Raw genomic sequence first — 24,709 nt, 5'->3', positions numbered from 1 at the left:
CCTGCTCCCGCCGCTTCGCCGACAATCGCCGCTTTGCCACGGCACCACAGCGGTGCCATCGCGTCACCGCGCCCGGTGACCACCAGGAGACGAAATGACTGAGGAGCGCGTCGAGCTGTTGCTCGCCGAGGTACAGGATGAGTTCGGCGTGATTCGCGTGCTGGAAGTGGCCGACTACCGCTTTCTGGAGTTCGGCGATGCGATCGAGCAAAGCTGCGTGTTTACCGCCGACCCGAGCTGGCTGGAGTACGACTACACCCGGGCGATGCTGATTGGTGCGCTGTGCCATGAGCAACCGGAGAGCGCGCTGTTTCTCGGGTTGGGCGCAGGAACGCTGACCCAGGCCTGCCTCAAGTTCCTGCCGCTGGAAGATGTCGAAGCCATCGAGCTGCGCCCCGACGTACCGCGTCTGGCCATCGAATACCTCGGGCTGGATGACGATCCACGGCTGTACATCCGCGTTGGCGATGCTCTAGAACTGCTGCCGACAGCAGAACCGGCGGATCTGATCTTCGTTGATCTGTACACCGATGTCGGTCCCGGCGCGGGGCACCTTGCGTGGAATTTCCTCGGCGATTGTCAGAAACGTCTGAATCCCGGTGGCTGGCTGGTGATCAACCAATGGGCCACCGATGACGGCAAACCTTTGGGCGCGGCGCTGCTGCGCGGGCTCTATCACCGGCATTACTGGGAGCTGCCGGTGAAGGAGGGCAACGTGATTCTGATCGTGCCGGCGGATCTTGATCAGGTGCTGGACATGCAGGCGCTGACCGCCCGGGCTGAAGCGCTGGCGCCTAAGCTGGGCTACTCGTTGCAGACGTTGATCAACTGCATCCGTCCGGCGACCTGATCTTCAAAGGCCTTTGAAAACGCCGGGCCTGCGCTCCACCAGCGAGCGCACACCTTCCTTGGCGTCTTCAGTGGCCAGCAATTTCTTCACCAGCGGCGGCAAGCTCTTAGCCGCCGCAGTTTCGCCTTCATAGCGCGCCTGACGCGCCGACATCAGCGTCGCCTGCACGCCCAGCGGCGCCTGCCGGGCAATCCGTTCGGCCAGTTCGATGGCGCGTGGCAGCAGATCCTCGCTGGCCATGACTTCCTGCACCAGCCCTAGGCGCAAGGCGTCATGGGCATCAAACTCATCGCCGGTCAGCAGCCAGCGCATCGCATTGCCCCAGCCGGCGATCTGATGGAAGCGCAATGTCGCACCGCCGAACGGAAAGATCCCACGCTGCACTTCCATCTGCGCGAATCGAGTATTGCTGGCGCACAGGTTGATGTCGGCGGCGAGCATCAGCTCGATGCCGATGGTCAGGCAGTAACCCTGCGCAGCGACGATCACCGGTTTGCTGACCCGTGGTCCGACGAAAACGCCCCACGGATCGCAACCGCCGGGCGGCACCTGCCAGCCCTGGGCGAGGGCAGAACTGGCGTTGACCAGATCGAGCCCGGCGGTGAAATGCTCGCCATGCCCGAACACCACCGCCACCCGTGCGTTACTGTCGGCCTCGAATTCGCCATAGGCCAGGGCCAGGTCGTTGAGCAGGTCGAGGTCGAAGGCGTTGCGCTTGGCAGCGCGGTCCAGACCGATCAAATGCACATGACCGTGGCGCGCACGGCTCACGCGGCCGGGGCAGGGCTGATTCATGGGTGTTTCCTCGCAGGGGAAGAAAGGGTGCAGCGACCAGATGCCGCACATCGGTGAATCGTTTAAGCGCCATCGCCCGCAGGGCCGGGGTCTTTGAAAAGTAGACCTTTGCCCGATTATCCGCAAAACCCCGTTACACAGCGGTGACAACTGTATTTTGCCGATAAAAAAAGCTCCCTTTTTGGGCAAATTCCGGTATAGTGCGCGCCGGCCTTTAACCGGGCCGCGTTTAGGTAGCGCAATTCCCCGAAGTCAGCTTCGGCTGCACGTCCGCACTGCGGGCTCTTCCTTGACGATTCTTTTTCATTCATTCGTTTTCGCAAATCCCCGCCGACAAAGCTGCCAGGGCGACTCTTGAGTCTCAACACGGCATGTGCAGCTTTGGAGCATGGGTCTTTGCGGATGCACTTAGAGGCAGACCCATGACCCAGGAAATCGGCGGCTTCGCCGCTCTTGAACTTCATCCCAATATTGTCGCTGCAGTAGTCGCTACCGGCTATGAAGAGCCTTCGGCCATTCAGCAGCAGTCGATCCCGATCATCCTCGCCGGTCACGATATGATTGGTCAGGCGCAAACCGGTACCGGTAAAACCGCTGCCTTTGCCCTGCCTATCCTGCACCGCATTGATCCGTCCAAGCGCGAGCCGCAAGCTCTGATCCTGGCCCCAACTCGTGAGTTGGCGCTACAAGTTGCAACCGCTTTCGAAACCTACGCCAAGCAAATGCCGGGCGTGACTGTTGTGGCTGTCTACGGCGGCGCGCCGATGGGCCCACAATTGAAAGCAATCCGTAATGGCGCACAGATCGTTGTCGCCACTCCGGGCCGTCTGTGCGACCACCTGCGTCGCGACGAAAAAGTACTGCAGACCGTGAACCACCTGGTTCTCGACGAAGCAGACGAAATGCTCAAACTGGGCTTCATGGACGACCTCGAAGTGATCTTCAAGGCCATGCCGGAGACCCGTCAGACCGTATTGTTCTCGGCGACCCTGCCGCAATCGATCCGTGCCATCGCCGAGCGTCACCTGCGCGATCCAAAGCACGTTAAGATCCAGAGCAAGACCCAGACCGTTACCGCGATCGAACAGGCTCACCTGTTGGTTCACGCTGACCAGAAGACTTCTGCCGTTCTCAGCTTGCTGGAAGTGGAAGATTTCGACGCTCTGATCATGTTCGTGCGCACCAAGCAAGCGACCCTGGATCTGGCCAGCGCCCTCGACGCCAAAGGCTACAAAGCCGCCGCGTTGAACGGCGACATCGCCCAGAACCAGCGTGAGCGCGTGATCGACTCGCTCAAGGATGGCCGTCTGGACATCGTTGTGGCGACCGACGTTGCCGCCCGTGGTCTGGACGTTCCGCGCATCACCCACGTGTTCAACGTGGACATGCCGTACGATCCGGAATCCTACGTGCACCGTATCGGCCGTACCGGCCGTGCCGGTCGCGAAGGCCGCGCGCTGCTGCTGGTGACGCCGCGTGAGCGCCGCATGCTGCAGGTAATCGAGCGTGTGACCGGTCAGAAAGTTGCCGAAGTGCGTCTGCCGGACGCCCAGGCCGTTCTCGATGCCCGCATCAAGAAACTGACCAACAGCCTGTCGCCGCTGGTGGCTGACGCCGAATCGACTCACGGTGATCTGCTGGATCGCCTGACTGCCGACATCGGTTGCACCCCGCGTGCCCTGGCTGCCGCTCTGCTGCGCAAGGCCACCAATGGTCAGGCGCTGAACCTGGCAGCGATCGAGAAGGAACGCCCACTGGTGCCGAACAGCGCACCGCGTGGCGACCGTCCTGAGCGTTCCGGTGATCGTCCGGACCGTGGTGATCGTGAGCGTCGTGCACCGATGCCGCTGGGCGAAGGCCGTGCCCGTTGCCGTACCGCGCTGGGCGCGCGTGACGGTATCGCGGCGAAAAACCTGCTGGGCGCCATCCTCAACGAAGGTGGTCTGGCACGTGAAGCCATCGGTCGCATCCAGGTGCGTGACAGCTTCAGCCTCGTCGAGCTGCCGGAAGATGGTCTGGACAAACTCCTGACCAAACTGAAGGACACTCGCGTTGCCGGTAAGCAGCTGAAACTGCGTCGCTACCGCGAGGATTGATCCGCCCTTGGGCTGATTGATCGAACATAAAAAATCCCCGACTGGTTCGGGGATTTTTTTGCCTGCGATTTGGGCATTAGCCGAAGCGGTAGATGTCCATGCCCAACGCGCCCATGGTGAAGCCTTGATGGGCAATGCTGAAGTCGCCGCCGGCACCTCGGGCGAAGTACAGCGGCAACAGGTGCTCGTCACTTGGATGGTTGCGTACTGCGTTCGGTGCCTGCTGGCGGTAATCGTGCAATGCGGCTTCGTCGTTGGCAGCCAGTTTGTCGACAATCCAGTCGCGGAAGTCCCGGGCCCACGGCTCGACGCTTTCCGGGCCGGCGTGCCAGTCCAGTTCTCGCAGGTTGTGGGTGATGCTGCCAGAACCGATCAACAGAATGCCCTGATCGCGCAGACTGGCCAGCGCCTGGCCGACGCGGTTCTGCAACGCCGGGCCGCCACGGCTGGGCAGGGAAACCTGAACCACCGGGATATCGGCCTGCGGGTACATCAGCGACAGTGGCACCCACACGCCGTGATCGAACGGTCGTTGCGGGTCGAGGCGCGCCGGCAGGTTGTTGGAAGTCAACAGGTCGGCAACCTCGCGGGCCAGTTGCGGATTGCCCGGGGCCGGATACTGCACCTCAAATAACGCGCGGGGGAAACCGCCGAAGTCGTGCCAGGTTTCCGGCTGCGGATGGCTGCTGACCAGTAGCTCATGGCTTTCCCAATGAGCGGAAACGATGACGATGGCTTCCGGGCGTGGCAGTTCGGTCGCCAGCCGCGCCAGGGCCGGGCCACTGGCACCAGGCTCCAGCGCCAGCATGGGCGAGCCGTGAGAGATAAACAGGCTGGGAAACATGGAAGGGTTCCTGAGCGTTAAGATGGTTCATCTTCAGTCAGTTCATTGATCTAATTCCAATATAAGTTTTAACGCCTTTTGATCGAATTCTTTGGAGGATGCATGCAGCCGGAGTTTTGGCACAAGAAGTGGGAATCGAACCAGATCGGCTTTCACCAGCCGGAGGTGAACCCGTATTTGCAGCGGCACTGGCCCGATCTGGCCATCCCGGCGCCGGCGCGTGTGCTGGTGCCGTTGTGCGGTAAAAGTCTGGATCTGCTGTGGCTTGCCGGGCGTGGGCATCGGGTGCTCGGCGTCGAGCTGTCGCAGAGGGCTGTCGAAGACTTCTTCCGTGAGCAGCAACTGCAGCCGCAGATCAGCGAAGAGGGCGGCTTCAAGGTTTATCGCGCTGGCGCGATCGAATTGTGGTGTGGGGATTTCTTTTCGCTGACGGCGGCTAACGTGGCGGGTTGCACCGCGCTGTACGACCGGGCGGCGCTGATTGCCTTGCCGCCGATGATGCGCGAGCGCTACGCGGCGCACCTGCAGAGCATTCTGCCGACGTGTCGAGGACTGTTGGTAACGCTGGATTACGATCAGTCGCAGATGCCAGGGCCGCCATTTTCCGTGGATGATGCCGAAGTGCAGCGTTTGCTGGGCAGTGTCTGGCGCGTCGAAATGCTGGAGCAGCAGGATGTACTCGGTGACAGCTGGAAGTTCGTGCAGGCCGGCGTAACCCGGCTTGAGGAACGGGTTTACCGGATTTGCGGGGCGTAAACGACAGGCAAAAAAAGGCCCGCATCACTGCGGGCCTTTTCATTGGTACGCCGGTTTGATCAACCGCGACGACGCAGGGCGTCGATACGATCTTCCAGCGGCGGGTGGCTCATGAACATGCGGGCGAACCCTTGTTTGATGCCACCGTTGATGCCGAAGGCGTTCAGGGTATCCGGCATGTGCACCGGCAGGCCCTGTTCGGCGCGCAGGCGTTGCAATGCGTTGATCATCGCGCCGGTACCGGCCAGGCGGGCACCGGCATCGTCGGCACGGAACTCGCGCTTGCGCGAGAACCACATCACGATCGCGCTGGCCAGAATGCCCAGTACCAGTTCGGCGAAGATGGTCGCGATGTAGTAGGCCATGCCCTGGCCTTCTTCGTTCTTGAAGATCACCTTGTCGACGAAGTTGCCGATGATCCGCGCGAAGAACATCACGAAGGTGTTCACCACGCCCTGGATCAGCGCCAGCGTAACCATGTCGCCATTGGCCACGTGACCGATCTCGTGAGCCAGCACGGCCCGCACTTCGTCTTCCTTGAAGCGCTCGAGCAAGCCCTGGCTGACCGCGACCAGTGCGTCGTTCTTGTTCCAGCCGGTAGCGAAGGCGTTCGCTTCGTAGGCCGGGAAAATCCCGACTTCGGGCATCTTGATTCCGGCTTCCCGGGACAATTGCTCGACGGTTTGCAGAAGCCATTGCTCGTGACGAGTGCGTGGCTGGGTGATGATCTGGGTGCCGGTGCTCATCTTCGCCATCCACTTGGAGATGAACAGCGAGAACAGGGAACCGGCAAAACCAAAGACTGCACAGAAAACCAGCAGCTGACTGAGGTTGAGATCAACCCCGTTGGCCGCCATGAACCCGTTGAAGCCGAAAAGGCTCAGGGTGATGCTGGCTATCAGCACGACCGCCAGGTTAGTGGCCAAAAACAGCAGGATGCGCATCATGGTTGTAGAAGTCTCCTCAAGCTAAAGATGTAGCGTACTGCGGGGTATATAAGGTGCGGCACCTGGCGATTCAACCGAGTGACTATTTCAAACTGTGTCCTACACCGGATTCGCTGTGCCATGGGACATTTCCCACTTCTTGATCCGGTATGGATGACAGGCACGCGCCACCCGGTCTCATTGCGTCAGGCACGCATGATTCGTATGAGTCGCAAGTGTAGAAGGTGCTGGAGGAGGGGCGCAGCAGAAGTGTTGCTGAATCAGACAGTGCGCAACGTTCGGGCCGTTGCGCACTGAGCGCCGGTTACTGGCGGTAGGACTTGAGGAAGTTGCCGATGCGACCGATGGCCATGTCCAGGTCATCGACCCGCGGCAGGGTGACCACGCGGAAGTGGTCAGGCCACGGCCAGTTGAACGCCGTGCCCTGCACCACCAGCAGCTTCTCGGAGAGCAGCAGGTCGAGCACGAATTTCTCGTCGTTGTGGATCGGGCAGACTTTCGGGTCGATCTTCGGGAATGCGTACAGTGCGCCCATCGGCTTCACGCAGCTCACGCCGGGAATGTCGTTGAGCAACTCCCAGGTGCGGTTGCGCTGTTCCAGCAGGCGACCTTGCGGCAGTACCAGATCGTTGATGCTCTGATAGCCACCCAGGGCGGTCTGGATCGCATGCTGGCTCGGCACGTTGGCGCACAGGCGCATGTTGGCCAGCATGTCGATACCTTCGATGTAGCTGTGGGCGTTGTGTTTCGGCCCGGAAATGGCGATCCAGCCGGAACGGAAACCCGCCACGCGATACGACTTGGACAAGCCGTTGAAGGTCAGGCACAGCAGGTCCGGGGCCAGCGAAGCGGTGCAGATGTGCACGGCGTCGTCATAAAGAATCTTGTCGTAGATTTCGTCAGAGAACACCACCAGGTTGTGCTGGCGGGCCAGTTCGAGCATGCCCAGCAGCACTTCCTTCGAATACACCGCGCCAGTCGGGTTGTTCGGGTTGATGATCACCATCGCCTTGGTGTTCGGGGTGATCTTGGCCTTGATGTCGGCCAGGTCAGGGAACCAGTCGGCGCCCTCGTCGCACAGGTAATGCACCGCGTTGCCGCCGGCGAGGCTCACGGCTGCGGTCCACAGCGGGTAGTCCGGGGCCGGCACCAGCACTTCGTCGCCGTTGTTGAGCAGTGCCTGCAGCGACATCACGATCAGCTCGGACACGCCGTTGCCCAGGTAGATGTCTTCGATGCCGACACCTTCGACCTGCTTCTGCTGGTAATACTGCATCACCGCCTTGCGCGCGCTGAACAGGCCTTTGGAATCGCTGTAGCCCTGGGCGGTGGGCAGGTTGCGGATCACATCCTGGAGAATTTCGTCCGGCGCTTCGAAACCAAAGGGCGCCGGGTTGCCGATGTTCAGCTTGAGGATGCGATGGCCTTCCTCTTCCAGGCGTTTGGCGTGCTTGAGCACCGGGCCGCGAATGTCGTAGCAGACGTTGGCGAGCTTGTTCGATTTGCTGAACTGCATGGCGATGTGATCCCGAAAATGAACGATCCAGGCGGCGGGTGGACAACCGTGCTGGGAATCCTGCGTCTTCACACAGGCAAGTGTCTCGAGCGGCGGTTTCCAACAATCCGTTTGAATGCGCAGGAACCCGCTGCCAGACTGGCGTGTGACGAGGCGCAATCATACGTGCCGCCCGATCCGTGGAAAAGGTACAGATCGGGCTTTTTCAGCCGCTGAGGTGTGATGATGGAAAAGATTGAAAAGACCCTGGAAGAATGGCGGGCGATGCTCGACCCCGAGCAATACAACGTGTGTCGTCTCAGTGCTACCGAGCGACCGTTCTCGGGTAAATACAACGCCACCAAGACTGACGGTGTCTATCACTGCGTCTGCTGCAACGAGCCGTTGTTTGATTCCAAAACCAAATTCGATTCCGGTTGCGGCTGGCCAAGCTTCTACGCGCCGATCGGCGAGAGCGCCATGACCGAAATCCGTGACACCAGCCACGGCATGATCCGCACCGAAGTGAAGTGCGCCAAGTGCGATGCGCATCTGGGTCACGTCTTCCCTGATGGCCCTCCACCGACTGGCCTGCGCTATTGCATCAACTCGGTGTGCCTGGACCTCGTGCCGCGCGAGTAGTCGATACGGGCGATCCACGGGTCGCCTTTCGGATAATTAAATTGCACACAATTCAATTGCTCGCTATTTTTGCCGTCTACCCATTTTTTCAAGAGTGCGCACCATGAGCGACAACCTGCTGAATATCCCGTGCACCACCATCAAAGGCGAGCAAAAGACCCTTGCCGATTTCGCCGGCAAGGCAGTGCTGGTGGTCAATACCGCCAGCAAATGCGGTTTCACGCCGCAGTACAAAGGCCTCGAGGAACTGTGGCAGACCTACAAGGATCAGGGCCTGGTGGTGTTGGGCTTTCCTTGCAATCAGTTCGGCAAGCAGGAGCCGGGGAACGAAGGCGCCATCAGCGAGTTCTGCGAGCTGAACTACGGTGTCAGCTTCCCGCTGTTCAAGAAGGTCGAAGTCAACGGTACCGGGGCGCACCCGCTGTTCGTGCAGTTGAAGAAGCGCGCGCCAGGCGTGCTGGGCTCCCAGGGCATCAAGTGGAACTTCACCAAATTCCTGATCGGCAAGGACGGCCAGCTGGTCAAGCGCTTCGCCCCGGCCACCAAGCCGCAGGATCTGAGCCGTGAGATCGAAGCCCTGCTCAAATGAACAACCTGTCCGCCGATTCGCTGAAGCTCGACAGTCAGCTGTGCTTCAAGTTGTACGCCGCGTCGCGGGCGGTGATCCGTGCCTACAAGCCGATGCTCGATCAGCTCGGCCTGACCTATCCGCAATATCTGGCAATGCTGGTGTTGTGGGAATGGCAGCAAACTGCGCCGGAGCAACCGACAGTCAAGGCGCTGGGTGAGCGTCTGGCACTGGACTCCGGCACGCTGACGCCGCTGCTCAAGCGATTGGAGCAACTGCAACTGGTTCAGCGTCAGCGCTCGGCCCGGGACGAGCGTGAAGTTCATCTGAGCCTTACGCAGCAAGGGCAGGCGCTGCGTGAACAGGTCGGGCCGTTGAAGGCGCGGCTGTTGTGCGACAGCGGGGTTGATCTGGACCGGCTCAATGACTTGCGTAGCGGTCTTGATCACTTGCTGGGGCAGATCAAAGCACTGTCGTAGTCGGAATCCACTGGTCCAGCAACGCCGCCAGTTCTTCACGACGGAACGGCTTGGCCAGATAGTCGCTCATGCCCGCCGCCCGGCAGCGTTCGCGTTCCTCGGACATGGCGTTGGCGGTCAGGGCGACAATCGGCAGATGCGGCCAGCGTCCGCTCTGGCGAATCTGACGGCTGGCTTCGTAGCCGTCCATCACCGGCATGTTGCAGTCCATCAGCACCAGATCGAATTCGTCGTGTTCCAACTGATCCAGCGCTTCCACACCGTGGGCAGCAACCACGACATCGCACCCGAGTTTCCCCAGCATGCCCTTGGCCACCAGTTGATTGACCGGGTTGTCCTCCACCAGCAGTACCCGACCGCGCCGCTGCGACGGCACGCTTTCGAGGCGTGCGCGGTCGATGGTGGTGAGGTCCGGCTGCAGTGTCCGACGCAGATTCTGATACAGCGCGTTGCGGGCCAGCGGTCTAGCCTGCTGCTGCAATGGGGCAAGGGCAGTGGCTTCTTCACCCGGCATGAAACTGCCATAAGCCGTCACCAGCAGAATCGGCGCCGTCATCGCCGGACGCAGACCGAACAGGCATTCGGGGCAGTCGGTGATGATGACGTCGGGGGAGAGGCCGAGCAGCGGGTCGTCCAGGGTTCGCTGCTCGTAGGTCAATCCCCAGACCGGCAGCAGGCTTTCCAGCAGCTCCGCCAGCCCGCTGACCGCGTTGGTGATCGCCAGCACTTTTCCGTGCAACGGGGGTGGAATCACCGCGCGGGTGTGGCAGGGCAGTGGCAGCTCAGCGCAGAACTGACTGCCGAAACCCACTTCGGAACTGATGGTCAGACGCCCCTGCATGGCTTCGCACAGGTTGTAGGTCAGTGCCAGACCGAGCCCGGTGCCGCCGTACTGGCGAGTGATCCCGGCACCCGCCTGGGTAAACGGCTGGAAAATCTTTACCTGCGCTTCCTGGGCGATGCCGATGCCGGTGTCGCAGACCTCGATCCGGACACCGTCCTTCCAGGTGGACAAACGCACATCGACCCGGCCGAAACGAGTGAATTTCAGGGCATTGGACAGCAGGTTGCTGACGATCTGCCTGACCCGGGTCGGATCGCCAAGCACCAGCGCCGGGAAGTACGGATCGATCAGGCAGGTCAGCTCGACACTCGGCGCCGCGTTCTGCGACAGCAGGTTGGCGGTGTCTTCGATCAGTGAGCCGAGATCGAAGGGAATGTGTTCGAGCTCCAGCTGCCCGGCATCGAATTTGGACAGGTCGAGAATGTCGTTGAGCAATTCCACCAATACCTTGCCGGAGTCGTGGGCGATGGACAGTTGTTGCTGCTGTTCGGCGTTGAGCGGACCATCGAGCGACAGAGCGATCATTCCCAGCAAGCCGTTGAGCGGGGTACGGATCTCGTGGCTCATGTTGGCGAGGAATGCCGAGCGAGCCTCGGCCATGTCCAGTGCCGTGCTGCGGGCCACTTCCAGTTCCTGGTTGGACTGGCTGAGTCGCGCGTTGATCGCCTTGAGCTCGGCGGTACGCGCCGAGACGATGTCTTCGAGTTGTGCGAGGTAGTCGGTGAGACGGTTTTCTGCATTGCGCCGTTGCTGGATTTCCGTGGCGATGTTCTCGAACTGCTGATTGGCAACCTTGACCAGCACGCCGATCTCGTCATTGGCGTGCCCACCCGGACATTCCAGGGTGGTCGGCTCGGCACTGCGCGGGTCGCGGCCGCTGAGTTCACGGATCACTCGCACCAGGGGTTTGGTGAGCATCACGTAGAACAGCGCGAGCAGGATCCCGGTCAGGATCAGGCTGCGGGCGAAACCGTTGAGCAGCGTGACTTCCGCGCGGCGCAGAAAGCGGCTGCCAAAGGCGAAGGTATCGACTTCCAGGCTCAGGGTGCCGAGGGATTCGTTGGGCAAGTGATCGAGATAAAGACGGTCTTCGAACTGACGTTTGGCGCCGAACAGGAAGTCGCTGATCATCCGGTAGCCGCTTTGCAGCTCCGGGCGTTTGACGCTGGCCAATACCGTCTGGTTGTTATCGGTGAGTCTTGCGGAAATGATGGCCGGCGAACGCAGCAGGCCCAGGGTCAGTTCCTGCGCCAGTTCGGCATCGATGTTGTAGGCGATGCGTGAGGCCGGGTTATGGCTGATTTCCAGCAAAGACAGGATTTCACGATTGATGGACGCGTCTTCACTGGCATAATCGATGCCGATTTGCAGCAGGCTGAGCAGCGTGCCCAGAATGAACCCGACCAGCACGGTAAGCCGCGCCTGTTTGTACGACAGCCGGTGGGTGAATTTGATATCCATGGGGTGTTGAACCACTTCCGTTTCCCTTCGCTGCTCAAGCATAGTCGATCATGCACGGATTCCGGGGTTCCCGAAGCGCCTTGTAACAAGGCCCGGGACAGGTTTCGAACGCTGTCTGTCGTCGCTGCACCGCCATCATCACTGTGAACGAGCCCGAGGAGAAGACGTGGATTCCCGATTGAATGCTTTTCTTGAGCGCGCCGAGTCGGTTCTGGCGCGGATCGAACCGCTGCTGCCGGCTCCACGCCCGGTCATCGACTGGGGCACCTGCCTCGCCGCACGCTGGCAGCGTGACGGGCGCAGCGGTTATCTGCTGCCGCTGGAAGTCAGCCTCGACATGCGTCTGTCGGACCTGATAGGCGTCGACCGCCAGCTGGAGCAACTGGGCCGCAACACTCAGCAATTTCTCGACGGCATGCCGGCCAACCATGCGCTGCTCTGGGGTTCGCGCGGCACCGGTAAATCGTCGCTGGTGCGCGCGCTGCTGGCTGAACACGCCAAGGCCGGTTTGCGTCTGATCGAAATCGAGCGCGATCATCTGGCGGACCTGCCACGGGTGGTGGAGCAGATCGCCAAGCTGCCGCAGCGCTTTGTGCTGTTCTGCGACGACCTCTCGTTCGAGTCCGGCGAAGGCGACTACCGCGTACTGAAAAGCGTGCTGGACGGCTCGCTCGAACAGGCGCCGGACAACGTGTTGCTGTACGCCACCTCCAACCGTCGCCATCTGGTGCCGGAAAAGGAAAGCGACAACGAAAACTGGAAGCGCGTCGATGGTGAGCTGCATCCGAGCGAAGCGGTGGAAGACAAGATCGCGCTGTCGGATCGCTTCGGCCTGTGGCTGTCGTTCTATCCGTTTACCCAGGAGCATTTCCTCAACGTCGTCGAGCACTGGATCGGCCAGTTGGCCGCCAAGGCCGGTCTGGACTGGCAGCGCGACGAACAACTGGACATCCTCGCCGTGCGCTGGGCAACCGGCCGTGGCAACCGCAACGGACGTTGCGCGTACCAATTCGCCCGTTACTGGGTGGGACTGAAATTGTTGGAGCACAAGGCATGATTGATTTGCAACAGAGCGGCCAGGGCCTCGAAGGCTATGGCATGTTGGCCGCACAACTGGAGTCGCTGCTGGCGGACGAGCGCGATTTCATCGCCAACGCCGCGCAGTTTTCGGCGTTTCTGTTCAACCAGCTCGATGATCTGAACTGGGCCGGTTTCTACCTCAATCGCAACGAGGAGCTGGTGCTCGGTCCGTTCCAGGGCCAGATCGCCTGCGTGCGCATTCCGTTCGGACGCGGCGTGTGCGGCGCGGCAGCTGCCAGTTTGCAAACGCAACGGGTTGAAGACGTTCACGCGTTCCCCGGCCATATCGCCTGCGACAGCGCGTCGAACAGCGAGCTGGTGGTCCCGTTGGTCAAGGACGGTCGCCTGATCGGCGTGCTCGACCTCGACAGCCCGAAGCTCGCGCGTTTCGGTGCAGACGATCAGGCCGGGATCGAGCAACTGGCGGCGATCTTCCTGCGCCTGACCGACTGCTGATCACGCCGCCAGGCCCGCCTTGAGCAGCACGGCCGCCGGATCCACGGCATCGATCTGCCGTGGATCGAGAAACCGCGTGGCGTACTGCAGATACACGCCATCGCGGATGAACAGCCCGAACAGCTCGGCATCGATGTGCGCTTCGCGGCACATGGTGGCCATGATCCCCAGCGCTTCACTGAGGGACTTGGCCTTTTTGTACGGGCGGTCGGCGGCGGTCAGGGCTTCGAAGATGTCGGCAATCGCCATCATGCGCGCCGGCAGGCTCATGTCCTCGCGTTTCAGGCGCTTGGGATAACCGGTGCCATCCATTTTTTCGTGATGCCCGCCGGCGATTTCCGCGACGCTGTTCAGATGCCCGGGGAAGGGCAGGTGACTGAGCATCAGGATCGTCTGCACCATGTGGTGGTTGATGATGTAGCGTTCTTCGCGGGTCAGCGTGCCCCGGGGGATGCTCAGGTTGTACAGTTCGCCGCGATTGTATTTATAGGGCGGCACGTCGAGCTTGAAGCCCCACGGATTGTCCTCTGGAATCAACTCACCTTCGGCGCGCTCCAGCAGATGCTCCGGCTTGTCTGCCAGCAATGGTTCGGTGACCGGCAAGGGCGGTGCCGGGGTGCGTGCCTGACGCCGGTTCTCCTCCCATGACAGGCCCAGCCGATCATCCAGCGTGCGCGTCCAGGTACGTCGGGCGATGCCTTGCAGACGTTGCAGGTCGGCCTCGGCCATCGCTTCACTGCCCAGATTGCAGTGGGCGACGAATGCAAAATCGTCATCCAGCGCTGTCAGGGTTGCGTCACGCAGGTCGGCCAGTTGCTGCGCTTCGCCGCCCATCGCCAAGGCTTGCCAGTAGCTGACCCAGGCGTCGCGCTTGAGCACTTCGAAGCGAGTGCGGATTTCGTGCAGGCGATCGTTCAGGGTTTCCAGTTTGGTGGCTTTGTCGACCACGTATTCCGGGGTCGTGACTTTGCCGCAATCGTGCAGCCAGGCGGCGATGTGCAAGGCCTCCCATTCATCTTCGTTCGGCTGGTAAGCGCTGAAGGCCGGCGCCTGACTGGCTGCAGCGGCCTGGGCGAGCATCAGGGTCAGTTCCGGCACGCGCTGACAATGCCCGCCGGTATAAGGGCTCTTGGCATCGATGGCGCCGGCCAGCAATTGAATGAACGCGTCCAGCAGTTGTTTCTGCCGGGCTTGCAGGCGCTGGCTCTCGATACTCACCGCCGCCGCCCCGGACACTGCTTGCAGGAAGGCGATACGGTCGGGCCGCAGCTTTTCCAGATCACTCGCCGTGCCGCTGTCATTGATCAGCAGCACCAGCAGGCCGACGGTTTCGTTGTGCCGGTTATGCAAACGGATACCGATCAGATGAACCCTCGGTGACGCCATGGCCAGCAGCACTTTGCGCAGATCGGTGGCCTGTTCGAAGCCCAGATTGCTCACGACTGTGTCGGCGCTCGCCAATTGCCGAAACCATTCGGGCCCCTGAGTAGCGTCAAGGTTGCGTCCCTGAATGTCGAACGCGGTCAGGGCTTGAGAGGCGCCATCGACCACCAGCCCGTAGGGCTCCATGCGATTGCCGTCATTTTCCCGCAGATAGATCAGGCCCGCCTGAGCCTGGGCGATCTGCACGGTCTCGAACAGCGCCCGCTGCAGCAGCGGTTCGAAGCGGGTTTCCGCCGTCAGGCTGTCGGTGATCCGAAAGAAACTGGCCAGGGTGTCTTTCATGCGCGCCATCGACAGGCTCAACTGGTCAATCTCCAGTACCAGCGATCGACGGGTCATGGGAAAGTTGAAGTCGAAACTGCGGATCGCATCGGCTTCCTTGACCAGCGCATGCAGCGGCTTGACCAGAATTCGCGAGATCAGCCAGCCCAGCGGCAGACAGAGCAGCAGGGTGGCCAATGTGATCAGTGCGCCTTGCCAGCGCATGCGATAGGCGTCGACCAGTAACTCGTCCTCCGGCACCAGCAACGCCATCTGCAAACCTTTCGGTCCTCCTTCCTGCAACTGGCTGCGGGCGACGATCCATAGCCGGCCGTCGGCTTTGAGCCGATTGCCCTGATGGCCGGACAACAAGGCGTCAAGGGCGGGGCTCAAGTCGGCAGCCTTGGCCAGACGCGCCGTTCGGTCATCGACGATCAGTCGGCTACTGTCGGGGTAAGCCACGGCGTTGCCATCGGCGTCGAACAGGACGATTTGCGTGGCCGGTGTCACCACGTGCTTGATCAGGGTTGCGGAGAGTGCGTCGAGGGTCAGGTCGGCGCCGATCACCGCGTCATCACCGCTGCGCCTCGCCAGCGTCGTGCCAACGTTGTGGGTGGAGAAAAAGACGTAGGGTTCGGTGGTGATCTGTTCGGTCTGTTGCCGCGCGTTGATGTACCACGCCCGGCTGCGGGGATCATAAGGGTCGTCGGGGTTGTCCTGCCGGCCGACCGGGGACAGTGCCTGGTCGAAGAACAACGACTGTGAATGCGTCTGGCCGCTGGCGTCGTGCTCGATACTCCAGACCTGAAAGGACGCCGAGTCCGGCGCCTTGAGCAGGGTTTTCAGCGCTGATGTGCGCAACGGACGGACCATGAAGAAATCGCCGTTGCCATACCCCAGGTACAGCGAGGCCAGATCCGGATTGTCCGTCAGGGACTGGCTGAACGGCTTGAGCAACGCCAGGCGCGCTTCGAGGCCGGAAGAGCGGGCGGCGGGGGTCTCCGCCAGCAGGCTCAGCAGGTGTCGGATCGGTGCGTAAGTGGCCTGCAGATCGAGGCGCACATCCTGCTCGATGCGGTTGAACAGCTTTTCGCTGCTCGACAGGATGATCTGCGTGGTCTGCCGATAGTTGAACAGACCCAGCACCACTCCGGTGAGCAACAGCAGAAAGGTGAACATGACGCTGATATGCACGTGCAGCGGAAACCGGCGTTGTTCCGGGCGCAGTGGGCTGGGCATTGCGGACTCTCCGTGTAGGTAAGCACACTGCTCAGCGTTCAAGCATAGTTAAGCTCCGGCCACTTTGCTTCGGGTGAGCCGGACCAGTTGCTGCTCCAGTGCCTGCTCCAGTTCCAGGATGGCAAGACGGCTGGCCCGGCAGCGACGCTCGATCTCATCCTCCGGCAGTGCTTGCAGACAGGCCTGTTCAAGCGCATCGCAACAGTCGATCAGGCGCGACGCCTGGGCAATGCGCGCGGCGCCCTTGATCTTGTGTGCGATGACGGCCAGTGCGGGGGGATCCCGGGTGAGGGACAGCGCCTGCAACTCCTGTCGGTCAAGGCGACTGCTGCTGAGCAGTTCTGTCAGCAATCGATGGGTCTGGGCAGGATTGCCTCCGGTCAGCAGCGTCAGTCCCTGCAGATTGAACACAGGTGCGCGGAACAGTGGCTGAACACTGTCGACCCATTGACTCAGGCTGGTCAGGCTAAGGGGCTTGAACAGGCAGTCGTTCATGCCTGCCTGCTTGCAGCGCAGAATCTCTTCCGGCTGGGCATTGGCGGTGAACCCCAGCACCGTGCAGGCAGGTCGGCGGGTGAGCTTTTCGTGCTGACGAATGGCCCGGGTCAGCTCGTAACCGCTCATGACGGGCATGTTGCAATCGGCGATAACCAGATCGAATTCGCCGTTTTTCCATTGCTCCAGCCCTTGCTGGCCATCTTCGGCGATACAGAAACGATGGCCGAGGTATTCCAGCTGCTGGCACATCAGCAGCCGATTCGCCGGATGGTCATCAACCACCAGAACGGTCAGCGGAGTGAGAGACGCCTGGATCTGCGGTTCGTCTTCGGTGCTTGGCACTTCTGCAGGCAGAATGGCCAGCGGCAGCGACAGAGTGACCTGGGTGCCGATTCCGGCCAGGCTGCTCAACCGCAGCTTTCCACCCATCATTTCGCAGAGGTTGCGGCTGATAACCAGCCCCAGCCCTGTGCCGCTTACCGTTCGCGGCCCGCCGTTGCCGGCCTGGGCAAAGGGTTCGAACAATCGCAACTGATCCTGCGTCGATATCCCGATGCCACTGTCCTGTACGGTCAATTGCATCATCGAGCGTTCGGGATCATCGGTGGGTAGTACATCCAGCGTGATCCTGATCTGTCCTGCTTCAGTGAACTTGATGGCATTGCTGATCAGGTTCGACAGCACCTGTTTGAAGCGCAGAGGGTCGAGGTGCACATCGACATTCAGTTCAGGGGGAGAGACGGACAGGGTCAGTGACAGCTGTTTCTGCCGGGCGAGCCCTTCGAAGATTCTGACCACCGAGCCAATGGTGTCGACCAGATTGATTCGCTCGGGGTTCAGGCTCAGTCGCCCGGACTCAATGCGGGCAATGTCCAGTATGTCGCCGATCAGGCCCAGCAGGTCCTTGGCCGAATGGTAGGCCGTTTCGATTCCGGAGCGATCCGGATGAGCCTTGTCCATGCGCTTGAGCGTCAATTCGAGCATGCCGATCACCGCGTTCATCGGCGTGCGGATCTCGTGGCTCATGGTCGCCAGAAACGTACTCTTGGCCCGGCTGGCATCGTCCGCCCGCTCCTTTGCTGCACGCAGCTCATCGAGCAGCTCGCGGCGTTCACTGATGTCGATCCAGCCGCCGATGATTCCCTGGACTTCGCCGCTGGAGTCCCGGTACGGCAGGATCCAGTGATAGATCGTCAGGTGTCGGTTGCCGATCTGGAGCGGCCGGTCGAGCACAAGCGGTCGGCCTTCGGCCACTACCCGCTGATAGTCGGCCTGATAGGTCAGGGCCTCGCAAGCGTTGTTCAAGGCGCCCTGCATCACGCTTTTGCCGATGACGTCTTCGCGCCGGGCATTGAACGCCTGAAGATAACTGTCATTGCAGCTTTGCAGCAGACCCTCACGATCTCGCACGTAGATTGGATGGGGCGTACCGTTGACCAGTGAACCCATGAATTCCAGTTGATCGCTCAAGGCCCGTTCCGCCGACTTGCGCTGTTTGATCTGGCGCCGCATGTAAGCATTCCAGAGCAGTGACAGCAGCAACAGCAGGCAGGCGCCGCCGATGACTTGATAGAAAAAGCGTTGATATTGACGCCATGTGCCTTGCGAAACGCTTGAGTAGCCACGCCAGCGCCCATTGATGATGCCCAGTTCTTCGGGCGTGATGCTCATCAGCGATTTATCGATGATCGAGCTCAGTTCTGTGTTGTCCCGTGCAGTCGCCAGAGAAAAAGCCGCCTGACGGGTGCCGATGGTGGTGGTGATCTGCAAGGGATGCTCGAAGGTTCGCGATGCAATGAAGTAGTTTGCGATGACCAGGGAGTTGACTGCGCCTTCGACCTGACCTTCGTCCAGCAGCGCCACGGCACTGAAAGTATCCGGCGTTTCGATCAGTTGAATGCGTGGAAACTCCCTGCGCAGGTATTCGATCATCGGATTGCCCTGAGCGATCGCCAGACGCTTGCGTTTGAGTTGCCCAAGGTGCGTGGGACTGTCGGCGGCTTTCCGGGTCAACAGTACGTATGAATTTTCCAGATAGGGGCGGCTGAAGTTCAGGGTTTCCTCGCGTTGAGCGGTAGGCAGCAGGGCCGCGATCAGGTCAGCCTGGTGGTGCTCGACCTGCTTGATCATTTCGGCGTCGCTGCGGCTGCGGCGAATTTCGAAGCGCAGTCCGGTGCGCAGCCGGATGAGTTCGAGCAAGTCGGCGCTGATGCCGCGAAAATTGCCGTCACTGTCAAAGAACGTCAGAGGTGCGAAAGCTTCGTTGACCACCACGCTCACGACCGAATTCTTTTTCAGCCATTGCTCTTCGCGCTTGGTCAGTTGCAGTTTCTGGTCGGTCAGAAGTGTGTCGCTGCCGACGCTCCAGCGCTTGGCGATGTTTTCGCGCTCGCTGCCGGGCACGGCCTTGAGCACGGTATCGATGATGGCAAGCAGCTGCGGATTGTTGCGATGCACGGCGAAGCTGAAACCATGGGCTTCGTGCTTGCCGAAGTTGGCCATGCGGATGTTGTTCAGGTATCCCTTGCTGATCATGTAATGGGTGGAAATGGTGTCACCGAGGAACACGTCCGCCTGATCGAACGCTACCGCATTGATTGCGTTCTGATAGGACGGATAGGAGGTGATGAGGGCTTTGGGATAGATGGCCTTGACATCTTCCAGCGGCAAGTAGTGATACAGCATGCTCAGCCGCAGGCCTGCCAGACCTTCGGTCAGCGTGCGGGTTTCGCCTTCGCGCGTCACAAGGACTGGTTGATCAATGGCGTAGGGCCTGGACAGCACGATATCGGTGTTCTCTGCTTCAAATCCGTTGGAAGTGCCAAGCATGTCGATGTGACCGTCGATCAATGCCCGTATGGCCGCTTCCCGCGAGGGGAACCGTTTGACCCTTATCGGCAGACCGGTTGCCTGACCAACGAGCATGGCGTAATCCGCCGTGAATCCTTCGTAGTCGTGCCCGCTGGCTGTCATGTCGAAGGGAGGATAGTCGGGTGCGGAGGTCCCCAGAATCAACTCGCTGCGACTGTGCAGCCACGCCACCTGCGATGGGTCGAACACAGCCTGCACTGTCCGCTCGGTCGAGCGACCCAGCAGGGTGAAGTCTTGCGAGGCGGGTGATGCGGCTGTCAGAGAGGTGCAAAACCCCAGACATGCACTCCATGCAATCAGAACACTCATTAAACGGCTGGACATGTTGACTCTCACACGAGTGCGTTACGTTTGGCCATTTCAATAAGTTCTACGAGAGACTTGGCTTTCAGTTTTTGCATCAGTCGTTTTTTATAAGTGCTTACAGTTTTGTTGCTGAGGAACATGCCTTTGGCAATTTCCTTGTTGGTGCGGCCCTGGGCAAAAAGTTGCAAGACCATAAGTTCACGATCATTGACGGATTTGAAGAGCTCCAGCTCCGCATAACGCACGTCATCGTGACGAACAGGGTTCAACGCCTGACTGGGGAAATAGTTGTAGCCGGAAAGAACTGCCTTGATCGCACTGACCAGTTCGCTCAGGTCTTCCTGTTTGCACACATAACCCGATGCACCTGACTGCATGCAGCGAATGCCGAACAGGGTCGGACATTGCGCAGTCAATACCAGCGTCTTGAAGGGCGAACTCATGGCGTTGAAGCGGGCCAGGACCTCCAGGCCATCGAGCTTGGGAATGCTGATGTCGAGAATGATCAGGTCGGGCATGCATTCGCGAACCATCTGCATGGCGTCGACACCGTTATCGGTTTCTCCAACGACTTTATAGCCTTCATGCTCCAGCAACATTCGAACGGCAAGGCGGATGACCGGGTGATCGTCGACAATAAAAACGGAGTTCATAATCAAATCCCATACGAGCGCAAATAAAGGGCGAACCTTAGCTCAGATGAATGAACGCTCGCATGAACTGACAGGGGGGTAGCGGCAATCTAGGAGTAATCCTACAAACAAAGAGGAATCAGACTACGTGTTAACTGAGTTTGGCGTAGGTAGAGGCGTGAGATGTTCAAGGATTGTTCATGATCAAGCATCATCGATGCCGGGGAAGTTTAAAAGAGTGAGGCGCAATTGATTGTTTCTGCTTTTATCTTTGAGCTTTCTGAACAAGTCCCGACGGAAGTATTTGTCGTTTCGCTTCCGCCTCCCCGGGCCCGACCGATCCATTGCAGACCGATCGGGTGGCAAGTGTCAATGACTGGAACGTCCGGTCATTTCCAGCGCCATGTCACTGGCGTAGCTGTCGGTCATGCCAGCGATGAAATCGATCATTCGCAGGAATGACGCGTGCAGAGGGCCGTGCGGATCCGGCGCATTGTTCCCCAGCAAATCGAGAATTCGACGACTCTTGAACGACGGCGTGCGGCCGTTGTGCTGTTCCAGGGCGGCACCACAGAACGCGTTAAGCAGAATTTCCAGGGTCGTGTAGGCGCCGATCTCATGCAGGGTCTTGCGCTTGTCCTGGAAGATTTTCTTGCGGGCGATGTCCTTGGCGTTCAGCACGCAGCGCTTGGCCGGACCGTGCATATGTTCCACCAGATCCCCCGGCAGCGTACCGGCCAGCAATGCGTCCTGCTGTTCGACGAAGGCCCGGGCGGCGGCGTTGGTCAGGTGCTCGATGGCCTTGCCGCGCAGGATCGCCAGTTTGCGCCGGCGTGAATCCTGCGGGCCGAGCTGACGATAGGTTTCCGGCAGATCATCGCCTACCAGGCCAAGCAGCAGCGACTCGACTTCGGCGTACTCCAGCAGCTCCATTTCCAGGCCATCTTCCAGATCGATCAAGGCGTAACAGATGTCGTCCGCCGCCTCCATCAGATACACCAGCGGATGGCGCGCCCAGCGTTGCTCCTCCAGTTGCGGCAGACCGAGTTTGTGAGCGATCTGCTCAAGCAACGGCAGCTCGCTCTGATAGCAGCCGAATTTGTGCTTCTTGTAACCGAGGGAATCGGCGTGACGGGCGGTCCACGGGTACTTCAGGTAGGTGCCGAGGGTGGCGTAGGTCAACCGGGTTCCGCCGTCGAACTGGTGGTATTCCAGCTGCGTGAGCACTCGGAAACCCTGCGCATTGCCCTCGAAGTTCAGGAAATCGCCGCGTTCGGCGTCACTCATCGCATCCAGCCAGCCGCGCCCCGCAGCCTGTTGGAACCAGTGACGGATCGCGTCTTCGCCGGAGTGGCCGAACGGTGGATTACCGATATCGTGCGCCAGGCAGGCCGACTGGACCACCATGCCCAGATCGCTAGGTTCGCACCATTCGGGCAGGGCGCGGCGCAGGGTTTCGCCGACGCGCATGCCCAGCGAACGGCCGACGCAACTGACTTCCAGCGAGTGGGTCAGGCGCGTGTGAATGTGGTCGTTGCTCGACACCGGATGCACCTGGGTCTTGCGCCCCAGGCGGCGGAAGGCACCGGAGAAGATGATGCGGTCATGGTCTTTATGGAACGGGCTGCGGCCAAGTTCCTGCGGGCTGTGCAACGGTTTGCCGAGACGTTCGCGGTTGAGCAGGGTATGCCAATCCAAGGCTGATTCTCTCCGTCGGGTGACTGGTTCCCTAGCTTCCCGGTTCAGGCTGGCATCTGCAAGCGCAACTACAAGCCCGCCGCATCGATGTCGATCAGCAGCAGGCGCTCGCCATTATCGAAAAACTGTCCGGCGGTCAGGCAATATTGATTGCTGGTGGCATCGCGATAGGTGTTGGAAAGGGTCAGTCGCCGTTCTTCCCAGCCCTCAGCCAGCAGATGATAGAAGTACGGTCGCCACGACCAGTTGTGACCCAGGTAGCGATTGTCGGCGACCCAGCCGCTGGAGCGCCATTCCAGGTTCGGCGTCAGTTGGGTGCCGTGACGGTCGCATTGGTAAAAACGCAGCAGCCACGGGAAGGCATCGAGCTGCGGCAGGGCACTGAGCGGGGCGCGGGCCTGGGCCCAGGTTTGCAGGATGGTCATGAGTTCACTGAGTTGCTGGCGCATGAACATCCATTTGCTGCGTTCGGCCAGCTTCTGACGCACATACGACTGGCGCAGGCCGGCGAAGCGTTCAACGAAGTCATTGGTACCGAAAAGCGCCTCCTGTGCCCGGGCGAACAGAAAACCCTGAACGTAGCGCGATCCACATTCCAGCGCAAAATTCAGTTGCGCGTCGGTTTCCACGCCTTCGGCAATGATCCAGCAGCCGGTTTTTTCGGCCATTTGCGCGAGGGCCTTGACCACGTCGCTGCTTGGCCCGCCCAGTGCGGCCGCCTGAAACAGGCGCATGTCGAGTTTGAGAATGTCCGGTTGCAGCGCCAGCACTCGATCGAGCTGCGAATAACCGGCGCCAAAATCGTCGATGGCGATCCGGGCGCCGGCATCGCGATAGCGTGCCACGACTTCGCTCAGGCGCTGACTGTTACCGCCGAGTTCGGTGATCTCGAAAACAATCCGTTGCGGGTCGATACCATGCCGGGCGAGCTGTTTCAGGCTCGGCAGTGCCTGGTCGGCCCGCAAGCGACTGATCCAGCGCGGTGACATGTTCAGGCTGAGAAACCAGTCCGGCGGTGCTTCGTGCAATCGGCTCAGCGCGTTGTCGCGTATCTGCCGATCCAGTCGGCGCAGCGCGATGGCCGGTGTACGCGGGTCGGCGAACAGCGGTCCGACGGATGCCAGTTGGCCATCGGCCTGACGCAGACGACCCAGTGCCTCGACGCCGGCAATGCGTCCGGTGGCGGTATCGATGAAGGGTTGAAAGCAGGCGAGCGGTTGCCCGTCGATCACGGGGCCTCCTTGTCGTTCTTGTTCTGGTCGAATTCTGCCGGCCGGATAGGCAAGCGGGATTGAACCTCCGGATAAGAGATTCAATCCCGCTGGTGTTGCAAGAATGCAGCCAGATGCGAGGGTTTCAGCGCTTGTTCGAACTCTGCATGACCAGCTTGATCAGCGGAGCGAGGCTGGTGCCGAGGCGGATCAGGCGGGTCAAGCCGCCGACACCACCGTTTTTGGCCCCTTTACCGGTGATGAAGCCCAGCAGCGTCACGGCCGCCACGCCCCATAACGGCGCGTGCTTGATGCCGAAACCGCCCTGCAGGTTTTGCGTCATGCCACGCATGCGTTGCAGAGGTTGCAGTACCTGGCCGGTTTCGTGGCGGATTTCCTGACGATGCATTTCCATGCGCAGACGGATCAGTGCCTTGCGCATTTCCCGGCGTGAGCTGTTGTGCGGAAGTTCAGGCAGGCTCATGGCAGCAGGCGCTCCCGGTCATTGGCCAGTTCTTCCAGCGTGCCGTGGAAGGGCGAGGATTCATCGAAGATTGCGGCCTTCAGACGCAGCGCGCAAAAGATTGCCGCCAGGGTGTAGAACACGCACAGACCAATGATTGCAGCCAGGCGATACGTATCCCAGAACACGATCAGTACGAGGGTCGACAGGCCGACCAGCAACAGCAGCGCAAACACCAGCGCCAGGCCGGCGAACAGCAACAGACTGACGGTGCGTGCTTTCTGTTCCTGCAGTTCGATGCCGAACAACTCGACATGGCTGTGCAGCAGACCGAGAACGGCAGCACCCAGACGACGCGTGGAGGAGGCGGTGCCCGAGTTCGGGCCGGATTCACCGATCGACATGATCAGCGCCGCGTGGCCAGCAGGCCAATCAGGAAGCCGACGCCAGCAGCAATGCCCACCGATTGCCAAGGGTTGGTCGACACATATTCCTCGGTCGCGGTGACCGCCGCCTGACCGCGCTCGCGCAGGGTGTCTTCGGTCAGCTTCAGGGTTTCCCGCGCGCGCAGCAGGCTTTCGTGGATCTGTTCGCGCAGCTCGTCAGCCTGATCACCGGCCAGCGTGGCGGTGTGCTCCAGCAAGCGTTCAGTGTCGCTGACCAGGGTCTGGAAGTCGTTCATCAGGATTTCTTGAGCAGTCTTTGCCTTGATGCTGGCCATGGGGGATCTCCGTAAGTGGCGTTCTGAAGCGGTGTTCTGAAGCGTTCGAGTAT

21 protein-coding genes are annotated in these 24,709 nt (G+C 60.6%); 8 read left to right on the top strand and 13 right to left on the bottom strand.

Going from position 1 to position 24,709, the window contains the following annotated elements:
• Positions 1–94: 94 nt before the first annotated feature.
• A complete protein-coding gene (locus AWU82_RS00390; protein ID WP_007955705.1) occupies positions 95–850 on the top strand; it encodes a spermidine synthase in 756 nt (251 codons plus the stop codon).
• A 3-nt stretch (positions 851–853) separates the two neighbouring features.
• Here the strand turns inward: AWU82_RS00390 and AWU82_RS00385 are convergent, their stop codons facing one another.
• Positions 854–1,645, bottom strand: a complete 792-nt coding sequence (locus AWU82_RS00385) for a crotonase/enoyl-CoA hydratase family protein (protein ID WP_064383294.1) — start codon at positions 1,643–1,645, stop codon at positions 854–856.
• Between the two features lie 422 nt (positions 1,646–2,067).
• On the opposite strand from AWU82_RS00385, the gene AWU82_RS00380 reads away from it, so the two are divergent.
• Entirely contained in the window at positions 2,068–3,741 is a 1,674-nt protein-coding gene (locus tag AWU82_RS00380) for a DEAD/DEAH box helicase (protein WP_007955707.1), read from the top strand.
• 76 nt (positions 3,742–3,817) lie between these two features.
• Here AWU82_RS00380 and AWU82_RS00375 read toward each other — a convergent pair whose 3' ends face one another.
• Positions 3,818–4,585 carry a DODA-type extradiol aromatic ring-opening family dioxygenase gene (locus tag AWU82_RS00375; protein ID WP_064383293.1) on the bottom strand — a complete coding sequence of 256 codons (768 nt, stop codon included), beginning with the start codon at positions 4,583–4,585 and terminating at the stop codon, positions 3,818–3,820.
• A gap of 102 nt (positions 4,586–4,687) precedes the next feature.
• On the opposite strand from AWU82_RS00375, the gene AWU82_RS00370 reads away from it, so the two are divergent.
• A complete protein-coding gene (locus AWU82_RS00370; protein WP_064383291.1) occupies positions 4,688–5,341 on the top strand; it encodes a thiopurine S-methyltransferase in 654 nt (217 codons plus the stop codon).
• A gap of 59 nt (positions 5,342–5,400) precedes the next feature.
• On the opposite strand, the gene htpX is transcribed toward AWU82_RS00370, so the two are convergent.
• Positions 5,401–6,288 (bottom strand): protease HtpX, encoded by an 888-nt coding sequence (gene htpX, locus AWU82_RS00365; RefSeq protein WP_064383290.1) that lies wholly within the window; start codon positions 6,286–6,288, stop codon positions 5,401–5,403.
• A gap of 304 nt (positions 6,289–6,592) precedes the next feature.
• Positions 6,593–7,804 (bottom strand): pyridoxal phosphate-dependent aminotransferase, encoded by a 1,212-nt coding sequence (locus tag AWU82_RS00360; protein WP_007955711.1) that lies wholly within the window; start codon positions 7,802–7,804, stop codon positions 6,593–6,595.
• A 225-nt stretch (positions 7,805–8,029) separates the two neighbouring features.
• Here AWU82_RS00360 and msrB point away from each other — a divergent pair, with 225 nt between their 5' ends.
• From msrB to AWU82_RS00345, 3 genes are all read left to right on the top strand, one after another.
• A complete protein-coding gene (gene msrB / locus AWU82_RS00355; protein WP_064383288.1) occupies positions 8,030–8,425 on the top strand; it encodes a peptide-methionine (R)-S-oxide reductase MsrB in 396 nt (131 codons plus the stop codon).
• Between the two features lie 103 nt (positions 8,426–8,528).
• Positions 8,529–9,014 (top strand): glutathione peroxidase, encoded by a 486-nt coding sequence (locus AWU82_RS00350; protein ID WP_064383287.1) that lies wholly within the window; start codon positions 8,529–8,531, stop codon positions 9,012–9,014.
• Positions 9,011–9,472 carry a MarR family winged helix-turn-helix transcriptional regulator gene (locus AWU82_RS00345; protein WP_064383285.1) on the top strand — a complete coding sequence of 154 codons (462 nt, stop codon included), beginning with the start codon at positions 9,011–9,013 and terminating at the stop codon, positions 9,470–9,472. The genes AWU82_RS00350 and AWU82_RS00345 overlap by 4 nt, the downstream gene beginning before the upstream one ends.
• Here the strand turns inward: AWU82_RS00345 and AWU82_RS00340 are convergent.
• Complete coding sequence (locus tag AWU82_RS00340; RefSeq protein ID WP_064383283.1) at positions 9,456–11,777, bottom strand: hybrid sensor histidine kinase/response regulator; 2,322 nt, start codon at positions 11,775–11,777, stop codon at positions 9,456–9,458. The genes AWU82_RS00345 and AWU82_RS00340 overlap by 17 nt on opposite strands.
• 166 nt (positions 11,778–11,943) lie before the next feature.
• On the opposite strand from AWU82_RS00340, the gene AWU82_RS00335 reads away from it, so the two are divergent.
• Entirely contained in the window at positions 11,944–12,834 is an 891-nt protein-coding gene (locus AWU82_RS00335; protein ID WP_064383282.1) for an ATP-binding protein, read from the top strand.
• On the top strand, positions 12,831–13,313 hold the full coding sequence (msrC, locus tag AWU82_RS00330; RefSeq protein WP_011335287.1) for a free L-methionine (R)-S-oxide reductase MsrC: 483 nt from the start codon (positions 12,831–12,833) through the stop codon (positions 13,311–13,313). Before AWU82_RS00335 ends, msrC begins: the two co-directional genes overlap by 4 nt.
• Here the strand turns inward: msrC and AWU82_RS00325 are convergent, their stop codons facing one another.
• The 8 genes from AWU82_RS00325 to AWU82_RS00290 form a co-directional block, all read right to left on the bottom strand.
• A complete protein-coding gene (locus AWU82_RS00325) occupies positions 13,314–16,256 on the bottom strand; it encodes an HD domain-containing phosphohydrolase (protein ID WP_064383281.1) in 2,943 nt (980 codons plus the stop codon).
• 48 nt (positions 16,257–16,304) lie between these two features.
• The gene (locus tag AWU82_RS00320) at positions 16,305–19,949 is read right to left on the bottom strand and encodes a transporter substrate-binding domain-containing protein (protein ID WP_064383279.1); all 3,645 of its coding nucleotides are present in this window, start codon (positions 19,947–19,949) and stop codon (positions 16,305–16,307) included.
• 8 nt (positions 19,950–19,957) lie between these two features.
• Entirely contained in the window at positions 19,958–20,584 is a 627-nt protein-coding gene (locus AWU82_RS00315) for a response regulator transcription factor (protein WP_011335284.1), read from the bottom strand.
• Positions 20,585–20,932: 348 nt separating this feature from the next.
• On the bottom strand, positions 20,933–22,261 hold the full coding sequence (locus AWU82_RS00310; RefSeq protein WP_064383277.1) for a deoxyguanosinetriphosphate triphosphohydrolase: 1,329 nt from the start codon (positions 22,259–22,261) through the stop codon (positions 20,933–20,935).
• Between the two features lie 68 nt (positions 22,262–22,329).
• Positions 22,330–23,493, bottom strand: a complete 1,164-nt coding sequence (locus AWU82_RS00305; RefSeq protein ID WP_064383275.1) for an EAL domain-containing protein — start codon at positions 23,491–23,493, stop codon at positions 22,330–22,332.
• A gap of 124 nt (positions 23,494–23,617) precedes the next feature.
• Positions 23,618–23,956, bottom strand: a complete 339-nt coding sequence (locus AWU82_RS00300) for a hypothetical protein (protein ID WP_064383273.1) — start codon at positions 23,954–23,956, stop codon at positions 23,618–23,620.
• The gene (locus tag AWU82_RS00295) at positions 23,953–24,339 is read right to left on the bottom strand and encodes a phage holin family protein (protein ID WP_011335280.1); all 387 of its coding nucleotides are present in this window, start codon (positions 24,337–24,339) and stop codon (positions 23,953–23,955) included. Before AWU82_RS00295 ends, AWU82_RS00300 begins: the two co-directional genes overlap by 4 nt.
• 2 nt (positions 24,340–24,341) lie before the next feature.
• The gene (locus tag AWU82_RS00290) at positions 24,342–24,656 is read right to left on the bottom strand and encodes an ElaB/YgaM/YqjD family protein (protein ID WP_064383271.1); all 315 of its coding nucleotides are present in this window, start codon (positions 24,654–24,656) and stop codon (positions 24,342–24,344) included.
• Positions 24,657–24,709: the final 53 nt, after the last annotated feature.

Source organism: Pseudomonas glycinae, from assembly GCF_001594225.2.
Lineage (GTDB): Bacteria > Pseudomonadota > Gammaproteobacteria > Pseudomonadales > Pseudomonadaceae > Aquipseudomonas > Aquipseudomonas glycinae.
Note: the sequence above shows the minus strand (reverse complement) of the source record. Positions and strands in the feature narration are given on the sequence as shown.

What these genes read in the sequence shown, in the direction of transcription:
- AWU82_RS00300 (WP_064383273.1), bottom strand. Translation starts at nt 23,956, where the DNA reads ATGAGCCTGCCTGAACTTCCGCACAACAGCTCACGCCGGGAAATGCGC.
- AWU82_RS00320 (WP_064383279.1), bottom strand. Translation starts at nt 19,949, where the DNA reads ATGTCCAGCCGTTTAATGAGTGTTCTGATTGCATGGAGTGCATGTCTG.
- AWU82_RS00370 (WP_064383291.1), top strand. Translation starts at nt 4,688, where the DNA reads ATGCAGCCGGAGTTTTGGCACAAGAAGTGGGAATCGAACCAGATCGGC.
- AWU82_RS00385 (WP_064383294.1), bottom strand. Translation starts at nt 1,645, where the DNA reads ATGAATCAGCCCTGCCCCGGCCGCGTGAGCCGTGCGCGCCACGGTCAT.
- AWU82_RS00340 (WP_064383283.1), bottom strand. Translation starts at nt 11,777, where the DNA reads ATGGATATCAAATTCACCCACCGGCTGTCGTACAAACAGGCGCGGCTT.
- htpX (WP_064383290.1), bottom strand. Translation starts at nt 6,288, where the DNA reads ATGATGCGCATCCTGCTGTTTTTGGCCACTAACCTGGCGGTCGTGCTG.
- AWU82_RS00360 (WP_007955711.1), bottom strand. Translation starts at nt 7,804, where the DNA reads ATGCAGTTCAGCAAATCGAACAAGCTCGCCAACGTCTGCTACGACATT.
- AWU82_RS00325 (WP_064383281.1), bottom strand. Translation starts at nt 16,256, where the DNA reads ATGCCCAGCCCACTGCGCCCGGAACAACGCCGGTTTCCGCTGCACGTG.
- AWU82_RS00315 (WP_011335284.1), bottom strand. Translation starts at nt 20,584, where the DNA reads ATGAACTCCGTTTTTATTGTCGACGATCACCCGGTCATCCGCCTTGCC.
- AWU82_RS00390 (WP_007955705.1), top strand. Translation starts at nt 95, where the DNA reads ATGACTGAGGAGCGCGTCGAGCTGTTGCTCGCCGAGGTACAGGATGAG.
- AWU82_RS00345 (WP_064383285.1), top strand. Translation starts at nt 9,011, where the DNA reads ATGAACAACCTGTCCGCCGATTCGCTGAAGCTCGACAGTCAGCTGTGC.
- AWU82_RS00375 (WP_064383293.1), bottom strand. Translation starts at nt 4,585, where the DNA reads ATGTTTCCCAGCCTGTTTATCTCTCACGGCTCGCCCATGCTGGCGCTG.
- msrB (WP_064383288.1), top strand. Translation starts at nt 8,030, where the DNA reads ATGGAAAAGATTGAAAAGACCCTGGAAGAATGGCGGGCGATGCTCGAC.
- AWU82_RS00290 (WP_064383271.1), bottom strand. Translation starts at nt 24,656, where the DNA reads ATGGCCAGCATCAAGGCAAAGACTGCTCAAGAAATCCTGATGAACGAC.
- AWU82_RS00295 (WP_011335280.1), bottom strand. Translation starts at nt 24,339, where the DNA reads ATGTCGATCGGTGAATCCGGCCCGAACTCGGGCACCGCCTCCTCCACG.
- AWU82_RS00380 (WP_007955707.1), top strand. Translation starts at nt 2,068, where the DNA reads ATGACCCAGGAAATCGGCGGCTTCGCCGCTCTTGAACTTCATCCCAAT.
- msrC (WP_011335287.1), top strand. Translation starts at nt 12,831, where the DNA reads ATGATTGATTTGCAACAGAGCGGCCAGGGCCTCGAAGGCTATGGCATG.
- AWU82_RS00350 (WP_064383287.1), top strand. Translation starts at nt 8,529, where the DNA reads ATGAGCGACAACCTGCTGAATATCCCGTGCACCACCATCAAAGGCGAG.